A 22,631-nucleotide genomic window follows, 5' to 3' on the forward strand; every position below is an offset into this window, starting at 1 on the left:
ATGTTCCGTCCCGCCAATGCAAAACAGCCTGACAAACGGGTCTGTCAGGCTGTTTTACGTTCATGCCACGCGGCCGCGGCACGCTTATTCCGCCGCGTCGCCTGCGGGTTCGGCCGGAGCCGGGGCAGGGGCCGCCGCGGCCGGCTTGGGCGCGGACATCTGTTCCGCCGCCTTTTTCTCCTCGGCGCTGACTTCGCCCACCGGCTTGTTGGCCAGATCGAACCGCTTGCCGCCGCGCGCCAGAGACTTCACGTAGCGCGGCTTGCGACAGTGATTGGCCACCACGCGGGAGATCAGCGTAGAGTCGAACTGCGGCAAAGCCGCGATCAGGCTCTCATGGATGCCCAAGGCCAGCGGACGAAACTGGCGGAAAACGTCGAACTTGCTGTAGACATGATCCGCGATCATCTCGGTCTGCTTTTTCTTGGACAGACTTTGTACAGCGGACTTAAGTGCAGCACCGAGTGCCGTTTCAGTATTTGGCTTCATGAACTTCTATCTAGATCCATTGATGCAAAAGCAGCGCATGCTGCCCAATCAAGCGAAGCGCCGCAACCCGCCGCCCGGCCAGCTTGACAGCCGGTGAAAAAATGACGACATCGTAATGCGGTTTGACCAAGGCGCTCCGGCAAGACGCCGGCGCGCCGTAAAAAATCGCCGAACATGGCGAAGGCCTGGAACCGGGCCCAAGCGGCGCGGCCGGTCCGAAGACCAGGCGCCCGCCCCCATCGACCGCCGCTGTTTGTCGGCGGAGGAGCCGACTTGGCGGTCATGGGCGAAAACACCAGACGGAACGCTCCGGGCGTTCCCTCGCTCGGGCTGGCGCTTACGAGGGAGGGAGAGTACTAAGTAATGCCCCTTGATGTCCAGCATTAGACGCCGATTGCGCCCTTTCCGCCCTTATCCCGTCTTTCTTTTGCCACTTTCTCAAGCGTGATCCGGCTGCTTACAGGCAGGCGACGGGAAAGCGGCGATTCAAGCTGTCCCAGTCCGTCGCCGCGTCAGGGCCGGCGCTGGCCACCACGCAGGCCGCCAGCCGGTTGCCCAGATCCACCGCGTAATGCAGCGGCCAGCCGCTGGACAGGCCGGCCAACAAGCCGGCGCAATGCGCGTCGCCGGCGCCGATGGTGTCCACCACCGAAACCTGGTAGCCGGGTAGGTGCCACGGCGCGTCGGTGCCCGGGCACACCCAGGCGCCGTCCTGCCCCAGCCGGCAGATCAGCGTCAGCCGGTAATCCTTGGCGAAACGCTGCGCCGCCGCCACCGGATCGCCGTCGCCGCACAACAGGGCGATCTCGTCCCGGTTCAGCGTCAGCAAGGTCTCGGTGCCGCTCAGAGCGGACAGAAACGCCGGCTCCAGCAAGACGACGCGCGGACCGGGGTCTATCACCCGCAGCTGTTCCGCCGGCAAGGCCAGCAGCCAGGCGCGCAACGCCCTTCCGCCCTCTCCGGCCAGTTCATAGCCGTTGGCGTACACCAGGCCGTCGGCGGGCAAGGGCAGCGCGTCCAACTGCTCGCGCGTCCATTCCGTCTCGCAACCGGAGATCGAAATGAAGCTGCGCTCGCCGCTGGGCTCCACCATGGCCACGCACCAGCCGTTGTCGCGATCCGCGTTGCGCAGTAGCACCGGCAAGCCCAGCTCCCGCATGGCCGCGTCTATCGCCGCGCCCCAAGGGCCGTTGCCCACCGGCATGCCGTTGATCACGGGAGCGTTCAACTGGCGCAACGCTCGCGCCACATTGAAGGCGCAGCCGCCGATCTCGCGTTCCTGCTGCAACGCCTCCACGTCGGCGCCGCTGCGCGGCAAGGCCGGGAGGGTCAACACTACGTCGCCCACGGCGCCGCCCAAAGCCAGGATGGCTCTGGTCGGATGATAGTTTGGACACGGAATGGTCATGCGCGTCGCTCCTTCAGCAACAAATACAATCCATAAGCCAGCAAACTGGTCCCAAAGGATACAAACAGTCCCAGGCTGGAATCTGCGAAAACGCCCACCGCCAGCGGGCCGTCGATGAAGCCGGTCTTGCTCACCAGCAGGCCGCAAGCGGCGCCCAGCAGCCAGCACAGCAGCGGACCGCCGCGGAAGGCCTGCCGCCCGTCGCCGGACAGGGCCGCGGCCTCATAGCCTTGGCGGTGACGCAACAAGAGGTAATCCAGCACGAACACCGCCTCCCAGGCCGCCAGAAACACGCCGCAAAACAATAGAAACGCGATGAAGGGCCCCAGGAAGTCGCTGGACACGAACAAGACGTAAGCGGCGATGGCCAGCACGATCAGCGCATTGATGGACACCGCCTGCGCCTGCCTGACCTTGACGCCTATGGTCAGCAGATTGAGGCTGGCCGAATACAGGCTGAGCACGGCCATGGTGACGATGCCGGCGGTAGCGGTCAGCAGATAGGGCACCGCCATCCAGGCCGGCAGCACCGCGCCGATCTTGGCGATGGGATTGGCCGCGCTGGCCAGATCCGGGATCTGCGCCGACAACAGCACGCCGGTGAAGATCAGCAGCATCAGCGGCAGCGACGCCCCCACCATCACCGCACCGAAAATGCTGCCGCCGGACGCTCCGCTCCGCTGGTAACGGCTGTAATCGGCGCCGGCGATGGCCCAGCTGATGCCGGTGCCCGCGGCGATCACCGATACCGCCGGCCAGAAACCGGTCAGCCAGTCGCCGTCCGGCCGCGCCAAGATGGCGCCCCAGTTCGCGGTCGTCGCCACGTACAGAATCACCACCAGGGTCATACTGCCGAAGATCCGGCTCAGCCAGCTTTGCATCCAGACCACGGTGGCCTGGCCCAGCAGGCTGACCACGATGGTCAGACCGATGAACAGGAACAAGCAGACCGCGGTCAGCGGACGGCTTTCCGCCATGCCCAGCGACTGGCACAAGGCCGCCAGCGTCAAGGCGCCGGTCACCACATTGACCGCCTCCCAGCCCATCAGGTTGAACCAGCTGAAGGCGGTGGGCGCGGCGTTGCCGTGCAGGCCGAAAATGGCCCGCGACAAGGTCAGCGTGGAAGTGCGGCCGCGCTGGCCGGCAATGCTGGTCAAACCCACCAGCGCGAAACTGGCCACTCCGACCGCCGCGGCCAGCAAGGACTGGTAGAACGACAGCCCGAAGCTGGTGACGATGCCGCCGTACACCACGCCCAGGATGCCGATATTGGCGGCCAGCCATACCCAGAACAACTCCACCGGCCGGCCCTTGCACTCATGCTCCGGCACCAGATCTATGCCCGCGCTCTCCAGCCGCCAGCCGTCTACCGCTTGTACATCGCTCATCCCCTCACCCCCTAAACCGCAATGCGCACAAAGCCCGCGCGTAAGATTCGAAATCAACGCCATTCACGTCCCGGATGCGTTCCCGCCATGCGGCCGGCAAGGCGTCCGCCCCCTGCAAGGCGCCGCACACCGCAGTCGCCATCGCGCCTATGGTGTCGGTGTCTCCGCCCAGATTCGCCGCCAAGACCGCGCAGCGGCGCGGATCGCCTTGCGCGCAGTCCACCAGGGCCAAGGCGGCGGGCACCGACTCTATGGTGTTCATGCCGGCGCCCAAGGTCTGGTACAGCTCGGCCACCACGGCCGCATCGTCTTGGCCCCGCAAGCCTTCCGCCAGCTCGAAGCCCCAGGCCAAGCGCCGGCTCAGCAAGGGGCTGAACGTCGTCACCCGCTCCAGCTGCGCCAGATCGGCAATGGCGGGCAGCTCGGCCTTGATGTCGGACCAGGCCGCGCCCTCCACCGCCCGCGACACCGCCCAGGCGATGGCCGCCGCCCCGGCCACCGCGATATCGGACTGATGCGTGGGGCTGCAACTCAGCCTCACCGCTTGCACGAAAGCCGCGCGGTCCTGGCTGGACAGCAGGCAACCCAGCGGCGCCACCCGCATCGCCGCGCCGTTGGTCACGCCGTTGGCGCCCAGAGAATCAATGGACTGGCCGGACAAAATAGCCCTGAGCGCGGCCTTAGAACTGGGCCCCAGAATATTCTTGTTGAAGGCGTCGATGCGCTCGGCCCAGGCGATGATGTTGTCCGCGATGCGCTCCGGCTCTACCGCGCCGTCCGCGGCGATCAACGCGTCCATCAAGGCGATGGCCTGCTGGGTGTCGTCGGTAAACTCTCCGGCGGCGAACTCGGAAGCGGCGAAATTCTCGGCCGGGCCCGGCAGAAAATCGTCTATCCAACCAAAAAACGCCCGTACCTGCCGCTGCGGCCACAGCTCCGAAGGCATGCCCATGGCATCACCCGCCGCCTGCCCGTACAGGGCCCCGAGAATGGACTGGTAGCCCTTGCTGATCATCGTCAAACCCTGCCTCTCCGCCAGGATGCCCATCGACCGCCAGAACCCGTTTACGATCCGCCACGCGTCAAGGAAACCAGGAGCCGCCCGCGAAACGCCCATGCCTCGCAGGCGCATTCCGCTTTCCCGGCTGTTTCGCCTTGCCCGGCCTTCGCGCAATGCGAGCGTAAACAGGAACCATGGACTTCGATTGGCATCGTATGATAAGTCCAATACAAATCCAATAGTACATAACCATACTATTGATCAGGAAAGCATGCCACAGAGCTCAGCCCACCCCATTGCCGTCGGCATTGATTTAGACTGAAGCCCGCACGCACAGGAGCTTTCACACGATATGAGCGAGATTCTGGAATGCCTGTCCGCCAGCCTGCGGCAGCCCGGCGCAACGCCGCGCTATCTGCTGATCGCCGACGCGCTGGAACAGGCCATCCGCCAGCACCAGTTGCCCGAAGGGGCGTTCCTGCCGACCGAGCGGCAGATGGCGGAAAAACTGGGACTGTCGCGCGTCACCATCAGCAAGGCGATGGCGGAACTGGAACGCAAGCGGCTGATCACCCGTCAGCAAGGCCAGGGCACTCGCGTCGCCCAAGCCTTTCGCTATTCGCTCAACGACAGCGGAGGTTTCACCGAGCAGGTGCTGCGCAGCGGCAGCAGCGTGGCCAATCAGTGGCTGTTGCGGCGGCGGGAAAGCGCGCCGGCCGCCATCGCCAGCCTGCTGCGCCTGCCTGTCGGCGCGGACATCGCCAAGCTGCGCCGCCTGCGGCTGATGGACGGCACGCCGGCGGCGCTGGAAACCACCTATATCCCGCTGGCCTACCTGCCCGAACCGGAGCGTCTGGAACACTCGCTATACCAATGGTGGGAACGCCATGGCGTCGAGATCGGCCGCAAGACCTTCCGTCTGGCCTCCTGCGCGGCGGATCAGGACAGCGCCGCCCTATTGCATGTGCAGGCCGGCACGCCGCTGCTGCGCATCCGGCAGACCAGCTTGAACGCGGCGGAACAGGTATTGGAGTTCAGCGAAGTTTTGTGCCGCAGCGATCTCTATGAATTCGAGGCGCAGCTTTAAGAGAAGCCGATAAAAAAAACCCGCCCAGCGCCAGGCTGTGCGGGTTGTTTTCGTCTCGTGGACGGTTTTGCCGTAGTGGTGCCCCGGGCCGGAATCGAACCGGCACGACCGAAGTCGAGGGATTTTAAGTCCCTTGTGTCTACCAATTTCACCACCGGGGCGGGCAAAGAGACGGCGATTCTATCCCAGAGCCGGGCCGCTGGCAAACAGGGATGGCGATCAAGGCCATGGCACGCCGCCGCGGGGGACGGCGGGCCTGATCCCGATCCGGGATAAAGAGGAGAAACCACGCTGAGCTTGGCGATTGCGGGCGCGGGCCGAACAAAGCAAAAGCCCCGCAAGTCTTTGACTTACGGGGCTTTAACTGGAGGCGGGGGTCGGAATCGAACCGGCGTAGACGGATTTGCAATCCATTGCATATCATTACAAATCAAAGCATTAAAAACAAAAACACTCTAAAATCCACTCCGTTGTTTAAATGTGAATCAGTATATATAAGGAGTAACTTAAGATTTGCATGCATAGCGCGCATGAAAGTGAATGAACCAAGCCACCCCATCAGCCGACCGGAGCGCCGCACCTAGGGCGTTTGCGGGGCATCTATGCAGGTGCATAAATCCCGGCCTATTTAGTGCGGGGGCGAGGCGGGGCTTCGATAGCGCGCGCCGGGGGCTAGTGGGCCTCCTTAGCGGCCTGAGATTGTACAGATTGTCATACATGGAAAAAAAAGCCTCGCATCCGCTGGGCTGGTAGTTAGTTTGGGGAGCAGTAGAATGGGAAAAACAGCTAGGCTATTGGCATTTTTCGTGGCATAGCTTCTAGGTCCGATCCTCGGACTCCTCGTTCCCCACGGCCACCGACCCTCTACCTACCCGCCCCCCGGAGAATCGCGCGATTTCATAACAAACGAACTACGCGCATAAGTTTATTGAGTTATGCACACAAATAGCGCATCATGCGAGAATGACATTGTACGAGGAGTGACACATGGCATTCAGAGCGGACGAAGCGGCACGGATCGGATATGAGCAGGTTGAGGCCTACCTTGTCCCTAGGCCACGGGATGCGGATGAGAACCAGCGGGCGCGTAGCAAAGAGGCGCTACGGGACATCGTTGATAAACTTGGCCCAGTAGTTGACGCCTACCCCTCATGGCATCCACTGGTTTTTCACCACAATAGCCAGTACCCAGAAACGAGCCCAAGTTCTAAGTGTGGATACGAAGGTCTCGACCACACACGATACTTCGCTAACGGGTTTATCACCTGCCCCTATGGCGATGGACAGGAAGTCATGGACTCCGTTGCTGCACTTCCCCACCACCCAGCTGCCACTATCACGGCAGAAAGGTTGGGCGTGCAGCTATACAGCTCAAACGCAACACCCATACTGGTCAAGTGCGAATGGAATAAAACCCTTGAAGCAGATGGAACAATTCCTTTGTCTGTTGCCATTCCATTGCTTCTGGAAATGGAGGTGCCTTGCTGGAGGTGGTCGCAGGTAGCCGAAACATGGGAATCAATGCGTCCTTACTTCCTTGGTCAGCCACATGGTAGCCGATCGTCATTGTTTGTGAGCCAAGAGACCGGGCAGGCGATAAAGAAAATCTGGAATGCTCTGATCAACACGGGGATGTTTGGTCCGATCAAGGTCTGACCTGGCGGACAGATCGGTAAGTTTGGGGTTTGGGGAGCAACGGAACGGTTGTGCGCAGCAGAACATAACCGTTCCGTTGCTCCCCAAACCCATAGATCAATGGGGCGTGTCAGCCTGGGGGGGTGGCTAGTGCGTACTCTCCGAACTGGATCACCTCCTCACCCATCCAGTCGTTAACCTCCTGCACCCGCATCATCAGCGGCTTGATCTCATTTTCGTAGAACACCCCAGCCGCCTTTGGCGCATCGCCAAAGCCGCCGACGTTGCCAGGCATGATGCCAAGTAGTTGGGGCGGAACCCGGTGTGCGGCCAGCACGTCGTCGCGCGTCACGCTCTTGATATTGAAAAACTCATCCTTTGCAGCCACCTCGGCGAGCGGGATAACTTGGACTCCGTCTTTCTTGCCATTCGGCGTGTAGAGGAAAAGGTTTTTGAAGTTGCCCGGCCCCTTGCTGTCCTTCAATGCCTGACGCATGGCGTCGATGTCCTTCTCGTTATGGGCGGTGTCGGATAGATGCAAGATGAAGCCGGCGTGCGAGCCGTTCAGGTAGTACTTGCGGCGGAACAGCGTAGCCGATTCGTTGAGCCATGCAGATTGCAGCGCGGCCAGGTATTCCGGCAGGCCGTACACCTCCTGATTGATGTCCGCATCCATCAGGTGCATCACCTGGCCGGCAAGCAGCTGCTCTTGATCGTATCCCGGCACCCACCAGAATCCGAGCAGGTCTTTCGCGCGTCGCACATACTTGGCGCGCGCCGGCTTCATTTCCATCACTCCGCCCAGCCTGTTGGTGATGACCTGCAGGTAAGCATTGCCGAAGACAAGATAATCCATCAGCCAAGCCGAAAACGCCGACCGGCTCAGCAGCCGATGCGGCTTGAAGGTGCTGACCAGCACATTGCGCTTTACCGTCAGCGCGCTGGCATGGTGGACATTGGCGCGCAGGCTACGCGCCAGGCCATCCCAGCTGATGGGCGGCTCATACCAATGGTCATTGCCCATGCACTGCAGATAGTCCATGATCTCGCGCCGATCCAACATCGGCACCGGCTCGCCGAAAGTAAACGCAAGCGGCGAACCGCTGTCGCCGGCGGCTGCCGGCGTGCCAAGATGCGGCGGTGATGTGTGGGGAAGAAGGCGATAACGGTTACGCATCAGAAAATCTCCATGAGGCTGGAATTGGTGGTGGTCGCGCCTTCAAGTGGTTCGTTGAAAAGGGCGTGCATCGTGGCCCACGCGAGATCCGCGTGGCTGGTTTCTTCGGAACGTCCGGCCTGATATGTCGCCTGGCGGCCAGATGGTGTAAGTACTTTCTTGATGGACATGAAGCTGGCGGCGATATCGGTATGGCCGGCGTCGTACTCCAGCCGACCATTGCCCAGCACGTTCATCGCCTTCAGCACCATCTTGGTTTTCAGCTCGACGTTGTAATCGAAGGAGACCGCATCCGGCCGGAACTTCTGCACCAGTTGATAAACGGCGGAGCCAAGGCCAGTGCTATCGATGCCGATGTATGCCACATGGAAGCGGTCGCAAGTATCTTTGATGAACTTGGCCTGCGCCTCATAATCCGCGCCCTGGAACTGGTGGCGCTCCAGAATGCGGAACTTGCCACCAGGGACGGCTGGCGGCGCCAGCACCACCAGCGCCGATTTGTCGCCGCTCTTGGCCGGATCGTAGCCCAGCCACACGGGGCGATTGCCGAACGGTCGCAAGGTGAAGGGCTTCCAATCGCTGCCCCACTCCTCAAGGCTGTCCACCATGGCCCGCTGCATCAGGTTGAAGCTGAATACCGATGCACCGTCGTCGATGAACTGGCACAGGTAGAGCTGGGCGAAAACGTCCGGCGTGTTCTTGCGGCGCAAGTATTCGATATTGAACAGGTTGCAGCCGCTGGCCTGGGCGTCCTCAATTGTCACAATCTGGCGCCACAGGCCATCACCGCCGCGCGCGCCTCCTTGCAGCGCACCGTGGCTGACGTCGATTTGTACCTGCTCGGCTTTTGGCCTGCCCTGGTTGAACTCGTCGCCGGTCCACCACTTGTACGCCTCATGCGTCATGGTGGAAGGCGTGGAAAAGTAAGTGCTGCGGTATCGGGACTGCGAGGCGATAGCGCCCGCCAAGTCCCTCAATTGGCGATATCGCGGAATCCAGAAAAATTCGTCCAGATACAGGTTGCCGTGATAGCCCTGCGCGGTGCGCGAGTTGGTCCCCAGGAATGCCATTTCCGCGCCGTTGGGCAAGATAATCGTCTCGCCTTTTAGTTCCACGTCCGCCACCTGGGCGGCGAACTTCACGATGTAGTTGCGGAACAGCAGCGCCTGGCTTTTCGAGGCCGATAGGAAGATCTGATTCCGGCCGGTTTCGATGGCATCAATCAGCGCCTCATGGGCGAAATAATAGGTAGCCCCGATCTGCCGCGACTTCAAAATGACGCGGTCGCGCTCCGCCAGGCCGGCTCTGTGCCAGTGTTTCTGGTAGCCAAACATCCGCTCCAGAAAAGCGGCCTTAAGCTGGGCCGCCTGTTCCTCGCTGATCGCATTCTTGACCGGCTGGCGCTTCGGCGCGGCGTTGCGGTTCGCAACCTTTGGGTTGAGGTCCGCCGCGTTGCCGCCGTCGCGAAAGCGTCGCACTCGCTCCAGCCGCTCCATCTGCCGGCCGAGGGCGTCCAGCTCCTTGTATTCGCTGTTTCCCTTCGTCGGCAGGCTGATCAGCTGAATCATGCGCGTTTCCAGCGCACAATCCACGCGCTCCAGTGGCGTTGTGTCGTCCCACTGGTCGCGGCGCTTCCAGCTATGGATGGTCGCCGGCTTCTGTTTCAGCGTCTCCGCAATGCGCGCCACCCGCCAGCCCTGAAAGTACAGATGCTTGGCCAGGCGGCGCGGGTCCAGATCGTCGGGAATGGGAAAAGTGCTTGTCATGCCGCGAGTGTGCAGAGCGCTCCCGGCTAAATCCCGCCATGCCGGTTGTCCTGCGGCGTGACACAACGACATGTCGATGACGGCACGGCCTCACCGCCGGAATATGGGCGCATCGCCACGACCCATACCCGACCGAGGACAGCAAACCATGGCAAGCAAGGCAAAGAAATTCCGTGTCGCCACCGAGGGCGCGACCACCGACGGCCGCATTATCGAACGCAGCTGGATTGAGCAGATGGCCGCCAACTACAACCCGAAAAAGTACGCCGCCCGCGTCAACTTGGAGCACTTCAAGGGCTTGCTGCCCGATGGCCCGTTCAAGCGCTATGGCGACATTCTGGAGGTGGGCGCGGAAAAGGTTGAAGACGAAAAGTTGGGGCTGTTCGTCGTTGTCGACCCGACCGAGGATCTGGTGGCGATGAACAAGGCGCGCCAGAAGATATTCGCGTCCATCGAAGTGGACACGGATTTTGCCGGCACCGGCGAAGCCTATCTGGTGGGCCTGGCCGTCACCGACGACCCGGCCAGCCTGGGTTGCGAAATGCTGAAGTTCAGTGCCACCCAGAGCAAAAACCCGCTGGCCGGCCGCAAGCTCAGCCCCGGCAATCTGTTCACCGAAGCCGTCGAATTCACCCTGGAGCTTGAAGAAGACGGCACCAGCGCGCTGGCCGGTTTCAACGACAAGATCAAGGGCTTGATTGGCAAGTTCACCAAACGTCAAAGCGCCGACACCGCCGAGCTGTCCGCCGCCGTCCAAACCATTGCAGAGAGTCAGGGCGAGCTGCTGGAACAGTTCAGCGGCATGCCGACTGCTGCTCAGTTCAAGACGCTCAGCGAGCAAGTCGCCGCAGGCAAGGCTGAGCATGAGGCTCTGGTCGTCAGGCTGAGCAAAGAGCCAGCCAACCCGGCGCGCGCCCCCGCCACCGGCGGCGACGTCGAACACGTCACCGACTGCTGATCAGCCCTCACCCATCACCGGAGCCAAACCGAATGAAGACCAATACCCGCAATGTATTCACCCAGCTGATCGAGCAAATCGCCAAGCTGAACGGCGTCAGCGCCAGCGCCGTCGAAAAATCCTTCAGCGTCCAGCCGTCGATCCAGCAAAAGCTGGAGACTCGGCTTCAGGAATCCAGCGAATTCCTGTCCCGTATCAACGTTGTAGGCGTCGATGAACTGGAGGGCGAAAAGCTGGGCCTGGGCGTGTTCGGCACCATTGCCGGCCGCACCAAGGTCACGCCGAACAACCCGCGCCGCCCGCGCAACCTGGCCGACATGAACAGCCACAAGTATCGCTGCGAGTTCACCGAGTTCGACACCGCGCTGCCCTATGTTCAGCTCGACGCCTGGGCCAAGTTCCCGGATTTCCAGACCAGGCTGCGCGACGTCATCATCAAGCAGCAAGCGCTGGACCGCATGATGATCGGCTTTAACGGCGTCAGCGTGGCCGAACAAACCGACCGTGCCAAAAACCCGCTGCTGCAGGACGTTAACAAGGGCTGGCTGCAACACTACCGCGAGAAAGCGTCGGAACGCGTAATGGCCGAAGTCAAAAAAGGTTCCGGCAAAGTGGTGATTGGTAAATCTGACAAGGGCGGCGATTACGCCAATCTGGACGCGTTGGTGATGGACGCCGTGGCCGGTCTGATCGACCCGACCCTGGCTGGCAATCCTGAGCTGGTGGTCATCCTGGGCCGCGACCTGCTCCACGACAAGTACTTCCCCATCGTCAACCAAGACAACCAGCCGTCCGAGCAAATGGCGGCGGACATGGTCATCAGCCAGAAGCGTGTCGGCGGACTGCCGGCCGTCACCGTCCCGTTCTTCCCGGCTGGCGCGATGTTGATCACCCCACTGTCGAACTTGTCCATCTACTACCAGAACGGCAGCCGCCGCCGTCATCTGCGTGAAGAGCCTGATTACAACCAGGCCGCCAACTACGAGAGCAACAACGAAGCCTTCGTGGTGGAACGCTACGAGGCCGGTTGCCTGGTGGAAAACATCGAGCCGGTTAAAGCGGCATGAGCCACGCCCGCGCCCACTTCCAGCGGGCCAGCGCCGCCAAGGCTTCGACCTTGGTTAGCGACGAAAGCCCGGTCAACTGCTCAGCCTACGAGCTGATGCTGGTCAAGCTGGCGGAAGATCGCCGCCAGCTCAAACTGGTGCACTCCATGGAGCGCAAGGCAGAGGTCAAGCGCCAGGTGCTGCCGGATTACCTCCCTTGGGTGGAAGGTGCGCTGCAGTCGGATAGTGGGCGGCCTGACGATGTGGTCACCACCGTCATGATGTGGAGCATCGACGCCGGTTGCTTCAGCACCGCCTTGGACATCGCTGAGTACGTGCTCCGTCATGATCTGCCGCTGCCGGACCAATTCACGCGCACGCCGGCGACGGCTGTTGTCGATCAGTTCGCCATCGCCGCCAAGATAGCCAGAGACGGCAAGCAGCCTTTCGATGTCGGCATCCTCGTCTACACCAACGAGCTGACCAAGGGACATGACATCCCGGATGCCGCGCGCGCCAAGCTGCTCAAAGAAATCGGCCTTGCGCTCGCCGAAAGTGACCCGGCCGGCGCACTGGAGCATTTGCGCCGAGCCCAGCAACTGTATGACAGCGTCGGCGTGAAAAAAGATATCGAGCGCATTGAACGCGCCATCAAGAACAACGCCCAGCCGCCCAGTGGCGGACAGGCGTAACCGAGCGACCCCGCGCGACTGACGGCAGGGGGTTGACGCCGGGCACCCGCCCACAGCCGAAGCCCCCTCCACCGTCACACCAAGGACAGCCATGATCATCCCTTCCACCGCAGCCCCGGCCGCCGACAGCCCGCTGGCCAAGGCCATCCGCGCTGGCGCGTTCTGGCCGGAGATAGACCCGGCCCACGCGCGCGCCGTCATGCGCCTGGACGGCACCGTCACCGATGAACGGCTGCGCCATGAACTGGTGGTCGCCATCGCCAGCGTCAACGGCGAACTGACCGCGTGGCGCCAGCGCCAGCAGGCCGCCGGCGTCCAGCGGCTGGCCGACGTCGCCGGCGAAGACATCGACGGCGAGCCCGTCAATCTGACCCACTGGCGCCGCGCCATCTACGCCACCGCCGCGGCCGCGCTGAATGAACGCTATCGCAGCTTCGACAGCACCGCCGAAGGCCGGCGCCGTGCCGAGGAGCTAGACCTGGCCGCCGACGACCTGCGCCGCGACGCGCGCTGGGCCATCAGCGACATTCAGAGCAAAGGCCGCGCCACCGTGGATCTGATCTGATGCGCACCGTTCGCGCCCAGCAGCATGACAGCGTCGACGCCATCGCCTGGCGGCACTACGGCAAAACCGCCGGCGTGGTGGAGGCCATCCTGGCCAGGAATCCCGGCCTGGCCGACCACGGCCCGACCCTGCCCATGGGCCTGGCGGTGCAACTGCCGGAGCTGGACTCCGCCGACGCCGACCCCGTCAAAACCTTAATCAACCTGTGGGACTAAATATGGCCGAACCCATCAGCACCACCACCACCGCCGGCGCGCTCGCCACCGCCGCGCTGCTGACCCTGATTCCCGGCGTCGACGCCGCCGTCGTGCTCGGAGCGTTCGCCGGCGGCGCCGTCTTCGTCATCAGCTCAAGCGACATCAGCGTCGGCAAAAAAGCGGTCTTCTTCGTGCTCAGCTTTGTGGCCGGCCTCATCGCCGCCCGCGGCGTCGCCACCTTCGTTGACTGGCTGCTGCCGGAACCGGTGGAAGTCAGCAACGGCGTGGGCGCGCTGATCGCCTCCGCCCTCGCCGTCAAAGCGCTGCTGAGCCTGATCAGCGCCGCCGACAGTCCGGAGTTTTTCCAAAAGCTGCGCCTGCTCAAGGGGAAAGAGAAATGACCCTGCCCATCGCCACCGCCCTGGTTTGCCTGCTGATCGCCGCCCGCCTGCTGCTGTTCGCCCGCGGCGGCGCCGTGCACCGGCCGCGCGCCGGCCTGTTCGCCTACCTGCTGGCCGTCGCCGCCGGCAGCGTCGGCGTGTTCGAGCTGTTCGGCCTGGACAGCCGCCTGCCGCAGCTGGCGCTGAACTTGGCCTTGCTGCTGGCGTTGCTGGCGGTGCGCGGCAATGTGGTGGAGCTGTTCCGCACCACCGACAACCGCCAGTCCTGGCTCGCCATCCTGTTGCGCAAAGAAAAGTGGATCTGAGAGAGGAGATCGCCATGCCAAGCCGTCGCATTGAAGACCTGCACCCGGCGCTGCAGCCGCTGTGCCGCCAGTTCCTGGAACGCTGCCAGGCCGCCGGCCTCGACATCCTGATCACCTGCACCTGGCGCAGCGGCCAAGAACAAGACCAGCTCTATGCCCAAGGTCGCACCGCGCCCGGCGCCAAAGTCACCAACGCCCGCGCCGGCCAGTCCGCCCACAACGCCATGTTGGCCGGCAAGCCGGCGGCGCGCGCCTTCGACATCGTGCCCAAGGTGAACGGCAAACCGGAATGGAACGCCGCCCACCCGCATTGGCAGATCGCCGGCCGCATCGGCATGGAGCTGGGCCTCAACTGGTATGGCCGCCCCGGCGCGCCGTTCCGCGAGTTCCCCCATTTTGAGCTGCCAAAGGACGTGCGCTGATGCTCGCCGACATCGTCAAACGCTACGCCGTCACCCTGGCCCTGCTCGCCGCGCTGCTCGGCGGGCTCGGCCTGTGGCTGCAAGCCCGCGTCATCCAGCAGCAGCAAGCGGCGGCACGGGAGCGGATCGCCGCCTATGCCCAGCTGGAAGCCGCCCACCGCCAGCAGACCGCGCAACTGCGCCAGCAAGAACAGGACGCCCGCGCCCAGGCTGCCGCCGTGCGCCGGCTGACCGAGCGCCTGGAAGCCCTCGCCCGCAAACACGCCGCCAACGCGGCCAAACTGGAGCACGCCCTCAATGCCACCCCGGAAAATATTGCTTGGGGCGATGTGGCTATCCCTGCTGACATTGCCCGCCTGCTCGACTACGCCGCCGTGGGCGCCCCCGGTGCTGAGCAGCCAACGCTGCGCGCCGCTGACCCGCTGCCAGCTGCCGCCGACGGCGCCGGCCAACAACCGCCAGCTGGCCCAGGCGCTGCAACTGCAGCGGCAGGCGCTTGAAGTCTGCGCCGCCAAAGTCAACGCCACCATCGAATGCCAAGACCATGACTGACTTTTACGACCGCGCTCAGGCGCTGGAACAGCTGCAGCGCGACGCCGCCATCGACGCCCACTTCGCCGGCGTCCGCGCCGCCGGCGACAGCCTCAGCCACTGCGAGGATTGCGGCGAACCGATACCGGCCGCGCGCCAGCGCATCGTCCCCGGCTGCACCCGCTGCGTGCCCTGCCAGCAATGGGCGGAACGATGAACAAGCCGCATGCCCTTCGCGCGGCGCTGGAGGCAGCGCTGCCCGAGCTGCGTCATAGCCCGGACCGGCTGACCATGTGGACCGAGGACGGCCAGCTGGCCACCCGGCCCGGCGCGCTTCACTTCACCCTGCACTACACCGTGAAACTGGTCGTCATCGAGTACGGCCGCGGTATCGAATCCATTCTGCTGCCGCTGCTGGACTGGATCGCCGCCAACGAACCGCCGCTGCTGCAAAACCCGGACGCGCGCGCCGACGGCCTCAGCTACCGCAGTGAAATCATCAGCCACAGCGCCGAGGACATCGAAATCACCCTCAAGCTGAGCGAGCGCGTCAAGGCGGTCAAGGACGCCGCCGGCGACTTCGCCTTCGAATACCTGGGCGAGCCGGAAGACCCGCCGGGCATGTTCTGATGGCCGACGCCCTCGCCCAGCTGGACAGCAAACTGTCCGGCCTGCTCGCCCAGCTCGGCCCCGCTCAGCGCCGCGCGCTGGCGCGCCAGATCGTCTCCCGCCTGCGCGCCAGCCAGCAGCAGCGCATCCGTCTACAGCAAAACCCGGACGGCAGCGGCTTTGAAGCGCGCCGGCCGCAGCTGCGCAAGAAAAAGGGCGCCATCCGCCGCCAGATGTTCGCCAAGCTGCGCCTGGCGCGCTTCCTCAAGACCCAGGCCGGCCCGGCCGGCGGCGCGGTGGAATTCATCGGCCAGGTCCAGCGCATCGCCCGCGTGCACCAGCTCGGCCTGCGCGACCGCGTCAGCCGCCAACGCGGCGTGATGGCGCAATACCCGGCGCGCGAGCTGCTGGGCTTCAGCAATGCCGATATCGATGCGATACAAGGCCAGATTGTCGACCATCTGGCCTTCTAGGTTGTCGCAAGGCCCGGCACAACAGTCACCACGCCACAAGCTACGCCATGCCGGGCACACTGCCCGGCATGGACCACATCGACCTGATCACCCGCTTTGAAAACCTGCTGCGCACCGGCACCGTCGCCGCCGTGCAGGCCGAGCCGCCGCGCGTCCGCGTCCGCTCCGGCGGCCTGTTGACCGGCTGGCTGGCCTGGTTTCACGCGCGCGCCGGCGGCACCCGCGATTGGGACCCGCCGACGCCCGGCGAACAATGCCTGATCCTGAGCCCGTCCGGCGAAACCACCGCCGGCCTGGTGCTGCTCGGCCTCAATGCCGACGACGCGCCGCCGCCCAGCGCCGACGCGGGCGAATGGGTCCGCGTGTTCCCGGACGGCGCCCGCCTCGCCTACCACCACGGCCGCGGCGCACTCAGCGTGTCCGGCATCCAGACCGCCACCGTCCAGGCCGCGGTGCGCTGCCTAATCGACTGCCCGGAAACCGAAACCAGCGGCAATCTGATCGTGGGCGGCAATCTGCTGGTCAAGGGCGCCACCACCAGCGAAGGCCTGCTCAGCTATCAAGCCGGTCTGGCCGGCACCGGCGGCGGCGCCGGCACCGCCATCAGCGGCGCCATCATCCACAGCGGCGGCCAGCTCAGCAGCAACGGCGTGGTGCTGGATGGCCACACCCACCCCGACGCCCATGGCGGCAACACCGGAGCCCCGCAATGAACTACCTCGGACTCAACGCCAGCACCGGCCGCGCCATCGTCGACGATGCGCAGCTGCGGCAGTGCGTGCAAAAAGTACTGACCACACCGCTGTATCAGCGCGTGCAACGCCGGCTGTTCGGCAGCCAACTGCCGGAGCTGGTGGACGCGCCGCTCAACGGCAAAACCCGCATGCAATGCCTTGCCGCCACCGTCATGGCGCTGGCGCGTCATGAGCCACGCATTGAGCTACAGCGGGTGGGCATGCATATCGGCGCCGGCAGCCAGGCCAGCATGCTGACCATCGACATCGAGGCGCGGCGTCGTGACGGCCCGTCCGCCGGGCAGGCGCTCAATCTCTCGGTGGGCCTGCGATGATAGACCTGACCCAACTGCCGCCGCCGGACGTGATCGAAGCGCTGGACTTCGAAGCCCTGTTCCAAGACCGCAAGGACCGGCTGCTGGCGGCGGCCCCTACGGAGCTGCGAACCGGCCTCGCCGCCGCGCTGCAATTTGACAGCGAGCCGCTGACCATGCTGCTGCAGGAATTCGCTTACAACGAGCTGCTGCAACGTCAGCGCATCAACGAAGCCGCCCGCGCCAGCCTGCTCGCCTACGCTGAAAAGTCCGACCTGGACAACCGCGCCGCCGACTACGGCGTGCAACGGCTGCTGCTGCAGTCGGCTGACCCGGACGCCGTGCCGCCGGTGCTGGCGCGGTGGGAAGAAGACGCCGCGCTGCGCCGGCGCTGCCAGATGGCGCTGGAAGGCCTCAGCGTGGCCGGCAGCCGCGGCGCTTACCTGTTTCACACCTTGAGCGCCAGCGCCGACATCGCCGACGCCTCGGTGGACTCGCCGCGCTTCGAAGCGCTGGAGCTGTCAGCAGAGTTGCGCCGGCAGCTGCCCGCCGACGCCCTGGTCCTGCGCTGCAGCTACGATGCCGGCCTGAGCGCCCCCTTGCCCGGCGATGTCGCCGTTGCCGTGCTGCCCCGGCCTGGGGTGGACGCCGCGCCATTACTGGCGCGCGCGCTGGAGGTGTTGAGCGCTGACGATGTGCGGCCCTTGACCGACCGCCCCCGCGCGCTGGCCGGCCAGCCGCAAGCCTTTAGTGTGGTGGCCACGGTGGAAACCGAAAACGGGCCGGATGCCGATGTCGTCATGCGCCAGGCCCGCCAACGGCTGGACCAGACCCTGGCCGCCGCCCGACGCCTGGGCGGCGTGTTGCCGCGTTCCGCCCTCTTCGCGGCGCTGCATGTCCCCGGCGTCCGCCGCGTGGACCTGATCGAGCCGGCGGCGGATCTGCAATGCGACGTCCGGCACTTCCCGGACTGCCTGCGCATCGAGCTGCGAAGGGTTCAGCCATGAGCCGCCACTTGCTGCCCAACAACCGCACGCCGCTGGAAGCGGCGCTGGCAGACAGCTGTGCGCTGACGCTGGACACCACCCCACTGCGCGGCCTGGCCGACTCGGCGCGCTGCCCGGCGGAGCTTCTGCCGTGGCTGGCCTGGGCGATGTCGGTGGAAAGCTGGAGCGAAGCCGCCGATGAAAAGCAGCGCCGCGCGCTGATCCGCCAGTCCATCCCGATCCACAAACACAAAGGCACCGCCGGCGCGGTGCGGCGCGCGATGGCGGCGCTTGGTGTCAGCGTCGAATTTAAAGAGTGGCGAGATTACGGCGGTGCGCCTTACACCTTCCGGCTAACCGCCTGGGCCAACGACAACCACAATCCTGGTCACGAACAAGTGTTAAGCGCGGATCTATACCGCCGACTGCGGCGCGTGGTGGACGACGCCAAGAACGAGCGCAGCCATTACAGCCTCCGACTGGGTGCCCGTTTTGATAACGCGCTGGGCATTGCCAGCGCCGCCCGCGTCAGCGCGGTGCGTCGTGATGCCGCGGCATGCCGGCCGGCGCCGGCCCATCCCATCAATCACCCGGTACAGCTCGCCAGCGCCGCCCGCGCTCGCGCCGTGCTGCGCCTCACCATGGAGGGCAAACCATGAGCGGCACCGCTCTACTACCGCAAATGCTGGACGCTGGGCTGGCCGCCATCCAGCTGGCCAGCGGCGACGGCGTTCGCTTGCGCATCAGCCACATCGCGCTAGGCGACGCCGGCTACACCCCACACCCCGGACAGCTCGGCCTGCGTCATGAGATCGTGCGCTACCCCATCGCCGACGGCAAAACCACAGGCCCGCGGCAGTTGCATCTGACCGCGCTGGCAGACGACGGCGCTGAATTCTGGGTGCGCGAGGTGGCCTTCATCCTGGAGAACGGCCAGGCGCTGGCGGTGTGGTCGCACCCCAGCCAGGCGCTGGTCTACAAGCAAGCAGGGCTGGAGCTGCTGCTGGCCTACGACCTGACCCTGGCCGGCGTGCCGCCGGATAGCGTCGTCGTGCAATCGACGGGCGCGGGTCTGAATCTGCACCTGGCCGAGGAACTGGCCAGCCTGGCCAGTGCGGTGGTGGTGGGCATGAATGTCGATCTGCAGCAGGATGCGCAACTGGCGGGTCATCGCCAGTCGCTGTTCGATATCGGCGCGGACCTGTCTGCACTGGACAGGCGTACCGCGTACACGGCCATTGAGCATGACAGCCGGCTGGACGCGCTTGTCAAAGCCGGCCAGCGAACAACGGAACGCATTGACCACCTCACAAGCCAACACACAGCAGAGCATGACAGTTTGCTGACGATTCAAGCCGCCAATGCAGCTGCCATCGTTGACCTGCAACACCATTACCTGAAAGGAGCAACAGCATGAGCCTGGAATCGAGTATTGCCGATCTGGTCCGCGCTTCAACTGAATTGACCGGCACCGTGCGCGGCAAGTCTGCCGAAATTGACAGCAAAGTTGCCGCTAAGATGGCCGAGCTGGACAGCTGGCGTAGCGTGGCAAGATGGGAACTCCCGTTTCACCGCATCACCAAAAATCAGTTTGGAAACATGCTGAATGGTGCGCTGCTAGGGTGGTCGGTCGATGCTGGAACAGCCGTCACAGTGGCCGTTAAACGGGACATTGTTTCCGGTGTTGCGTGGGGGTCTCGTGATCCCGAAGAAGTCGCAATTTTGACCGCAATGGGGATGGCCGGGGTGCGTGACTTTTCGCCTGGCATTATCCGAGTGCTCTCGCTCACATGGAGCAAAAATCCTGGTGTCCCCAATACGCTGTTACCATTTCAAGTACTGCCGATGCGTCACGACGTGACGGTTGCAAGCTACGCCAGATTGATCAGCGGTGCGGTGGATGGTAGTTACCTGAGCGGCATCTCGGCAGTGTGGAAACAATGTGGTACGCACTTTGGCCACAGCCACGGCGGAGGCTACGCGCACATTCATCCTGTGGCGAGTACTGATGCCGGCTCTTTAGAGTTGATCCTGCCCGCGGCTGTCGCGGGGCACTACCCGCTGGACCCTTCCAGTCCGACATGGGGATGGTTTGATCATCGCAGTGCCGTGACGAATTTTGACACGTCCATCTGAGGAAAAACCTGTGGAAAATCCAATCAGCACCAGCGCCGTTGCAATCATGCAGTCTGAATACTATCGAAATCTGGCTAAAGCTCGCATCGAGGCGGTTTACCCTTTGTTCAAGCAGATGAACGTCTTGCGAGCCGGCAGCGCTGCGGAGAAGGACAAGATGGGCAAATATATTGATGCCATCCGGAGTTGGAGCAACGACGCGCAGCCGGACCCGGCCGAGTTGGAGCGCATCCACCCCTAAGCCCCAGCTACAAACAAAAAGCCCGGCCAATCGCCGGGCTGTTTCATTGGGGTAATGGGAATCAACGTTGACCCAGCCTGCCGGCTTCAAACCGTAGCGCCGCCGCGCAGCTGGCGGTGAAAAAATAGATGGACGGATCGGCATGACTGGCCGCCAGCGTTTCGCCCAGCCGGTTCAAACAGGTGGTCAAATTTTCCAGCGTGTCATGGCATGTGTCCCCGATCAGGGGGTTGAGTTGTTGTGGAGTCGTCACGGTGCCCAAGTTCATTTTTAACCTCGCTTGTTGTGCTGCTAATGCCAGGCAATTGTGACAATCCATGACGGCGGCGTTAATCGGCGGAAACGCCGATACGGTGCATAAACCCGCTTAAATACACATGGTGAATGATTTTTCTAACTGTGCTTTTTTTGTCTTCCAAACTGTGCACGCCAAGTTTTTTCCCAATATTTTCAATGTGATTGCGTACCGTTCTTTCGCTGATTTTCAGCCGCTCCGCTGCTTGTCGGTTGCTGCTGCCGGCGGCCACCACCTCCAAAACCTGAATTTCCCTGTCCGTCAATTGCCCGAAAGCATGGGAAATTTTTTGTTCACGCGCGGCCGCCTCACCCAATAAGCGTCGTAAATCCACCGCAATTCCGCTGGCCAGATGGGGCGGAATCTCGACATGGGCAACACCGGCCACATGCCGCAACAACATACGCATATCGTTGTCGCTGGCCGCCGCCAGGTAGTGCTGGAGCAGGTCGGCGGCATCTGGCGGCATCTCAAACATTCTAATCAGTACATTTACTTATTCACTCTAGGTTGTCCGCAGCTCTGACACAACGCCGCACGGTCGCATCATTGAACCGCCTGCGCCACCATGCCGGAAACCCCGCATGGAGAAGCCCGCATGGCCACTGATTACCATCACGGCGTCCGCGTCCTTGAAATCGACGAAGGCAGCCGCCCCATCCGCACCGTCGCCACCGCCGTTATCGGCATGGTCTGCACCTCCGACGACGCCGACCCGGTCGCGTTCCCGGAAGACGTGCCGGTACTGATCACCGATATTGACCGCGCCATCGGCAAGGCCGGCGTCAAGGGCACGCTGGCAACCAGCCTGGCCGCCATCGCCGACCAGTGCAAGCCGGTGCTGATCGTCGTGCGCGTCAAGCCCGGCAAGACCGCAGAAGAAACCACCACCAAAGTCATCGGCACCACCACCCCGGACGGCCGCAAGACCGGCATCAAGGCCTTGCTGAACAGCAAAGCCCGCTTTGCCCTGTCGCCGCGCATCCTCGGCGCGCCCGGCCTGGACAACCAACCGGTGGCGGCGGCGCTGGCGGCGCTGGCGCAGCAGACCCGCGCCTTCGCCTACCTGTCCGCCTACGGCTGCAAGACCATGGAAGACGCGGTGGCTTACCGCAAGAACTTCGGCCAGCGCGAGGCGATGCTGATCTGGCCGGACTTCATCGCCTGGGACAGCGCCGCCAACAAAGAGGCCGCCGCCTACGCCACTGCGCGCGCGCTGGGCCTGCGCGCCTTCATCGACGAAACCGTAGGCTGGCACAAGACCCTGTCAAACGTGCCGGTGCAAGGCGTCACCGGCATCAGCGCTGACGTCTACTTCGATCTGCAAGGCACCGCCACCGACGCCGACTACCTGAACAGCAACGACGTCACCACCCTGATCAACCAGAACGGTTACCGCTTCTGGGGCTCGCGCACCTGCAGCGCAGACCCCTTGTATGCCTTCGAAAGCTACACCCGCACCGCCCAGGTGCTGGCCGACACATTCGCCGAGGCGCAGTTCTGGGCCGTCGACAAGCCGCTGACCCCGGGCCTGGCGCGCGACATCATCGAAAGCCTCAAGGCCAAGGGCCGCAGCCTGGTCAACCAAGGCTATCTGCTCGGCTTCGACTGCTGGTTCGACGCCAAGGTCAACGACAAGGACAGTCTCAAGGCCGGCAAGCTGGCCATCGACTACGACTACACCCCGGTGCCGCCGGCGGAAAACATCACCTTGCGCCAGCGCATCACCGACCACTATCTGATGGACTTCGCCAGCCAGGTAAAAGCATAAGGACA

General features: G+C 63.7%; 30 protein-coding genes and 1 tRNA gene. 22 read left to right on the forward strand and 9 right to left on the reverse strand.

From position 1 onward, the window contains the following. Positions 1-84: 84 nt before the first annotated feature. The 4 genes from AB1Z25_RS15985 to AB1Z25_RS16000 form a co-directional block, all read right to left on the reverse strand. Positions 85-489 carry a ProQ/FINO family protein gene (locus AB1Z25_RS15985; protein ID WP_107798484.1) on the reverse strand — a complete coding sequence of 135 codons (405 nt, stop codon included), beginning with the start codon at positions 487-489 and terminating at the stop codon, positions 85-87. A gap of 457 nt (positions 490-946) precedes the next feature. After that, complete coding sequence (locus tag AB1Z25_RS15990) at positions 947-1,897, reverse strand: PfkB family carbohydrate kinase (protein WP_235087280.1); 951 nt, start codon at positions 1,895-1,897, stop codon at positions 947-949. Then, entirely contained in the window at positions 1,894-3,285 is a 1,392-nt protein-coding gene (locus AB1Z25_RS15995; RefSeq protein WP_486635647.1) for a purine-cytosine permease family protein, read from the reverse strand. The genes AB1Z25_RS15990 and AB1Z25_RS15995 overlap by 4 nt, the downstream gene beginning before the upstream one ends. 4 nt (positions 3,286-3,289) lie before the next feature. Beyond that, entirely contained in the window at positions 3,290-4,300 is a 1,011-nt protein-coding gene (locus AB1Z25_RS16000) for an ADP-ribosylglycohydrolase family protein (RefSeq protein ID WP_486637352.1), read from the reverse strand. Between the two features lie 337 nt (positions 4,301-4,637). On the opposite strand from AB1Z25_RS16000, the gene AB1Z25_RS16005 reads away from it, so the two are divergent. Then, positions 4,638-5,372: a GntR family transcriptional regulator gene (locus tag AB1Z25_RS16005; protein ID WP_486635648.1), complete on the forward strand. Its 735-nt coding sequence runs from the start codon at positions 4,638-4,640 to the stop codon at positions 5,370-5,372. Between the two features lie 76 nt (positions 5,373-5,448). On the opposite strand, the gene AB1Z25_RS16010 is transcribed toward AB1Z25_RS16005, so the two are convergent. Beyond that, positions 5,449-5,533 (reverse strand) — tRNA-Leu (locus AB1Z25_RS16010). An 826-nt stretch (positions 5,534-6,359) separates the two neighbouring features. Here AB1Z25_RS16010 and AB1Z25_RS16015 point away from each other — a divergent pair. Next, positions 6,360-7,028: a hypothetical protein gene (locus AB1Z25_RS16015; RefSeq protein ID WP_486635649.1), complete on the forward strand. Its 669-nt coding sequence runs from the start codon at positions 6,360-6,362 to the stop codon at positions 7,026-7,028. 109 nt (positions 7,029-7,137) lie between these two features. On the opposite strand, the gene AB1Z25_RS16020 is transcribed toward AB1Z25_RS16015, so the two are convergent. Continuing rightward, the gene (locus AB1Z25_RS16020; RefSeq protein WP_486635650.1) at positions 7,138-8,184 is read right to left on the reverse strand and encodes a phage portal protein; all 1,047 of its coding nucleotides are present in this window, start codon (positions 8,182-8,184) and stop codon (positions 7,138-7,140) included. Beyond that, entirely contained in the window at positions 8,184-9,950 is a 1,767-nt protein-coding gene (locus AB1Z25_RS16025) for a terminase large subunit domain-containing protein (RefSeq protein WP_486635651.1), read from the reverse strand. The genes AB1Z25_RS16020 and AB1Z25_RS16025 overlap by 1 nt, the downstream gene beginning before the upstream one ends. 148 nt (positions 9,951-10,098) lie before the next feature. Here AB1Z25_RS16025 and AB1Z25_RS16030 point away from each other — a divergent pair, with 148 nt between their 5' ends. The 19 genes from AB1Z25_RS16030 to AB1Z25_RS16120 all read left to right on the forward strand — a co-directional run bounded on the left by AB1Z25_RS16030 (position 10,099) and on the right by AB1Z25_RS16120 (position 20,560). Then, positions 10,099-10,908 (forward strand): GPO family capsid scaffolding protein, encoded by an 810-nt coding sequence (locus tag AB1Z25_RS16030; RefSeq protein ID WP_486635652.1) that lies wholly within the window; start codon positions 10,099-10,101, stop codon positions 10,906-10,908. A 32-nt stretch (positions 10,909-10,940) separates the two neighbouring features. After that, positions 10,941-11,975 carry a phage major capsid protein, P2 family gene (locus AB1Z25_RS16035; RefSeq protein ID WP_486635653.1) on the forward strand — a complete coding sequence of 345 codons (1,035 nt, stop codon included), beginning with the start codon at positions 10,941-10,943 and terminating at the stop codon, positions 11,973-11,975. After that, positions 11,972-12,646, forward strand: a complete 675-nt coding sequence (gene gpM, locus AB1Z25_RS16040; protein ID WP_486635654.1) for a phage terminase small subunit — start codon at positions 11,972-11,974, stop codon at positions 12,644-12,646. Before AB1Z25_RS16035 ends, gpM begins: the two co-directional genes overlap by 4 nt. A gap of 91 nt (positions 12,647-12,737) precedes the next feature. Further along, a complete protein-coding gene (locus AB1Z25_RS16045) occupies positions 12,738-13,211 on the forward strand; it encodes a head completion/stabilization protein (RefSeq protein ID WP_486635655.1) in 474 nt (157 codons plus the stop codon). Continuing rightward, entirely contained in the window at positions 13,211-13,426 is a 216-nt protein-coding gene (locus AB1Z25_RS16050; protein WP_486635656.1) for a tail protein X, read from the forward strand. The genes AB1Z25_RS16045 and AB1Z25_RS16050 overlap by 1 nt, the downstream gene beginning before the upstream one ends. A 2-nt stretch (positions 13,427-13,428) precedes the next feature. Continuing rightward, complete coding sequence (locus AB1Z25_RS16055) at positions 13,429-13,809, forward strand: putative holin (RefSeq protein WP_486635657.1); 381 nt, start codon at positions 13,429-13,431, stop codon at positions 13,807-13,809. Continuing rightward, entirely contained in the window at positions 13,806-14,114 is a 309-nt protein-coding gene (locus AB1Z25_RS16060) for a phage holin family protein (protein ID WP_486635658.1), read from the forward strand. The genes AB1Z25_RS16055 and AB1Z25_RS16060 overlap by 4 nt, the downstream gene beginning before the upstream one ends. Positions 14,115-14,128: 14 nt before the next feature. Continuing rightward, positions 14,129-14,536 carry a M15 family metallopeptidase gene (locus AB1Z25_RS16065; protein WP_486635659.1) on the forward strand — a complete coding sequence of 136 codons (408 nt, stop codon included), beginning with the start codon at positions 14,129-14,131 and terminating at the stop codon, positions 14,534-14,536. A gap of 327 nt (positions 14,537-14,863) precedes the next feature. Then, on the forward strand, positions 14,864-15,088 hold the full coding sequence (gene lysC, locus AB1Z25_RS16070) for an Rz1-like lysis system protein LysC (protein WP_486635660.1): 225 nt from the start codon (positions 14,864-14,866) through the stop codon (positions 15,086-15,088). After that, positions 15,081-15,284, forward strand: a complete 204-nt coding sequence (locus AB1Z25_RS16075; RefSeq protein WP_486635661.1) for a TraR/DksA family transcriptional regulator — start codon at positions 15,081-15,083, stop codon at positions 15,282-15,284. Before lysC ends, AB1Z25_RS16075 begins: the two co-directional genes overlap by 8 nt. Beyond that, positions 15,281-15,697 carry a phage tail protein gene (locus tag AB1Z25_RS16080; protein WP_486635662.1) on the forward strand — a complete coding sequence of 139 codons (417 nt, stop codon included), beginning with the start codon at positions 15,281-15,283 and terminating at the stop codon, positions 15,695-15,697. The genes AB1Z25_RS16075 and AB1Z25_RS16080 overlap by 4 nt, the downstream gene beginning before the upstream one ends. After that, a complete protein-coding gene (locus AB1Z25_RS16085) occupies positions 15,697-16,149 on the forward strand; it encodes a phage virion morphogenesis protein (RefSeq protein ID WP_486635663.1) in 453 nt (150 codons plus the stop codon). Before AB1Z25_RS16080 ends, AB1Z25_RS16085 begins: the two co-directional genes overlap by 1 nt. A 47-nt stretch (positions 16,150-16,196) precedes the next feature. Then, entirely contained in the window at positions 16,197-16,862 is a 666-nt protein-coding gene (locus AB1Z25_RS16090; RefSeq protein WP_486635664.1) for a phage baseplate assembly protein V, read from the forward strand. After that, the gene (locus tag AB1Z25_RS16095; protein ID WP_486635665.1) at positions 16,859-17,218 is read left to right on the forward strand and encodes a GPW/gp25 family protein; all 360 of its coding nucleotides are present in this window, start codon (positions 16,859-16,861) and stop codon (positions 17,216-17,218) included. Before AB1Z25_RS16090 ends, AB1Z25_RS16095 begins: the two co-directional genes overlap by 4 nt. Then, positions 17,215-18,204 carry a baseplate assembly protein gene (locus AB1Z25_RS16100; RefSeq protein WP_486635666.1) on the forward strand — a complete coding sequence of 330 codons (990 nt, stop codon included), beginning with the start codon at positions 17,215-17,217 and terminating at the stop codon, positions 18,202-18,204. The genes AB1Z25_RS16095 and AB1Z25_RS16100 overlap by 4 nt, the downstream gene beginning before the upstream one ends. Then, positions 18,201-18,842: a phage tail protein I gene (locus AB1Z25_RS16105; RefSeq protein WP_486635667.1), complete on the forward strand. Its 642-nt coding sequence runs from the start codon at positions 18,201-18,203 to the stop codon at positions 18,840-18,842. Before AB1Z25_RS16100 ends, AB1Z25_RS16105 begins: the two co-directional genes overlap by 4 nt. After that, entirely contained in the window at positions 18,839-19,600 is a 762-nt protein-coding gene (locus AB1Z25_RS16110; protein ID WP_486635668.1) for a phage tail-collar fiber domain-containing protein, read from the forward strand. The genes AB1Z25_RS16105 and AB1Z25_RS16110 overlap by 4 nt, the downstream gene beginning before the upstream one ends. Continuing rightward, positions 19,597-20,319, forward strand: coding sequence for a hypothetical protein (locus tag AB1Z25_RS16115; protein WP_486635669.1), 723 nt, complete (start codon positions 19,597-19,599; stop codon positions 20,317-20,319). Before AB1Z25_RS16110 ends, AB1Z25_RS16115 begins: the two co-directional genes overlap by 4 nt. A 10-nt stretch (positions 20,320-20,329) precedes the next feature. Beyond that, positions 20,330-20,560, forward strand: a complete 231-nt coding sequence (locus tag AB1Z25_RS16120; protein ID WP_486635670.1) for a hypothetical protein — start codon at positions 20,330-20,332, stop codon at positions 20,558-20,560. 61 nt (positions 20,561-20,621) lie between these two features. Here the strand turns inward: AB1Z25_RS16120 and AB1Z25_RS16125 are convergent, their stop codons facing one another. Both AB1Z25_RS16125 and AB1Z25_RS16130 read right to left on the reverse strand, forming a co-directional pair. Next, on the reverse strand, positions 20,622-20,828 hold the full coding sequence (locus AB1Z25_RS16125) for a hypothetical protein (protein WP_486635671.1): 207 nt from the start codon (positions 20,826-20,828) through the stop codon (positions 20,622-20,624). A gap of 61 nt (positions 20,829-20,889) precedes the next feature. After that, a complete protein-coding gene (locus AB1Z25_RS16130; RefSeq protein WP_486635672.1) occupies positions 20,890-21,324 on the reverse strand; it encodes a LuxR C-terminal-related transcriptional regulator in 435 nt (144 codons plus the stop codon). A gap of 129 nt (positions 21,325-21,453) precedes the next feature. On the opposite strand from AB1Z25_RS16130, the gene AB1Z25_RS16135 reads away from it, so the two are divergent. Next, a complete protein-coding gene (locus tag AB1Z25_RS16135; RefSeq protein WP_486635673.1) occupies positions 21,454-22,626 on the forward strand; it encodes a phage tail sheath protein in 1,173 nt (390 codons plus the stop codon). The last annotated feature ends 5 nt before the right edge of the window (positions 22,627-22,631 follow it).

The organism is Chromobacterium sp. HL1, assembly GCF_057418835.1.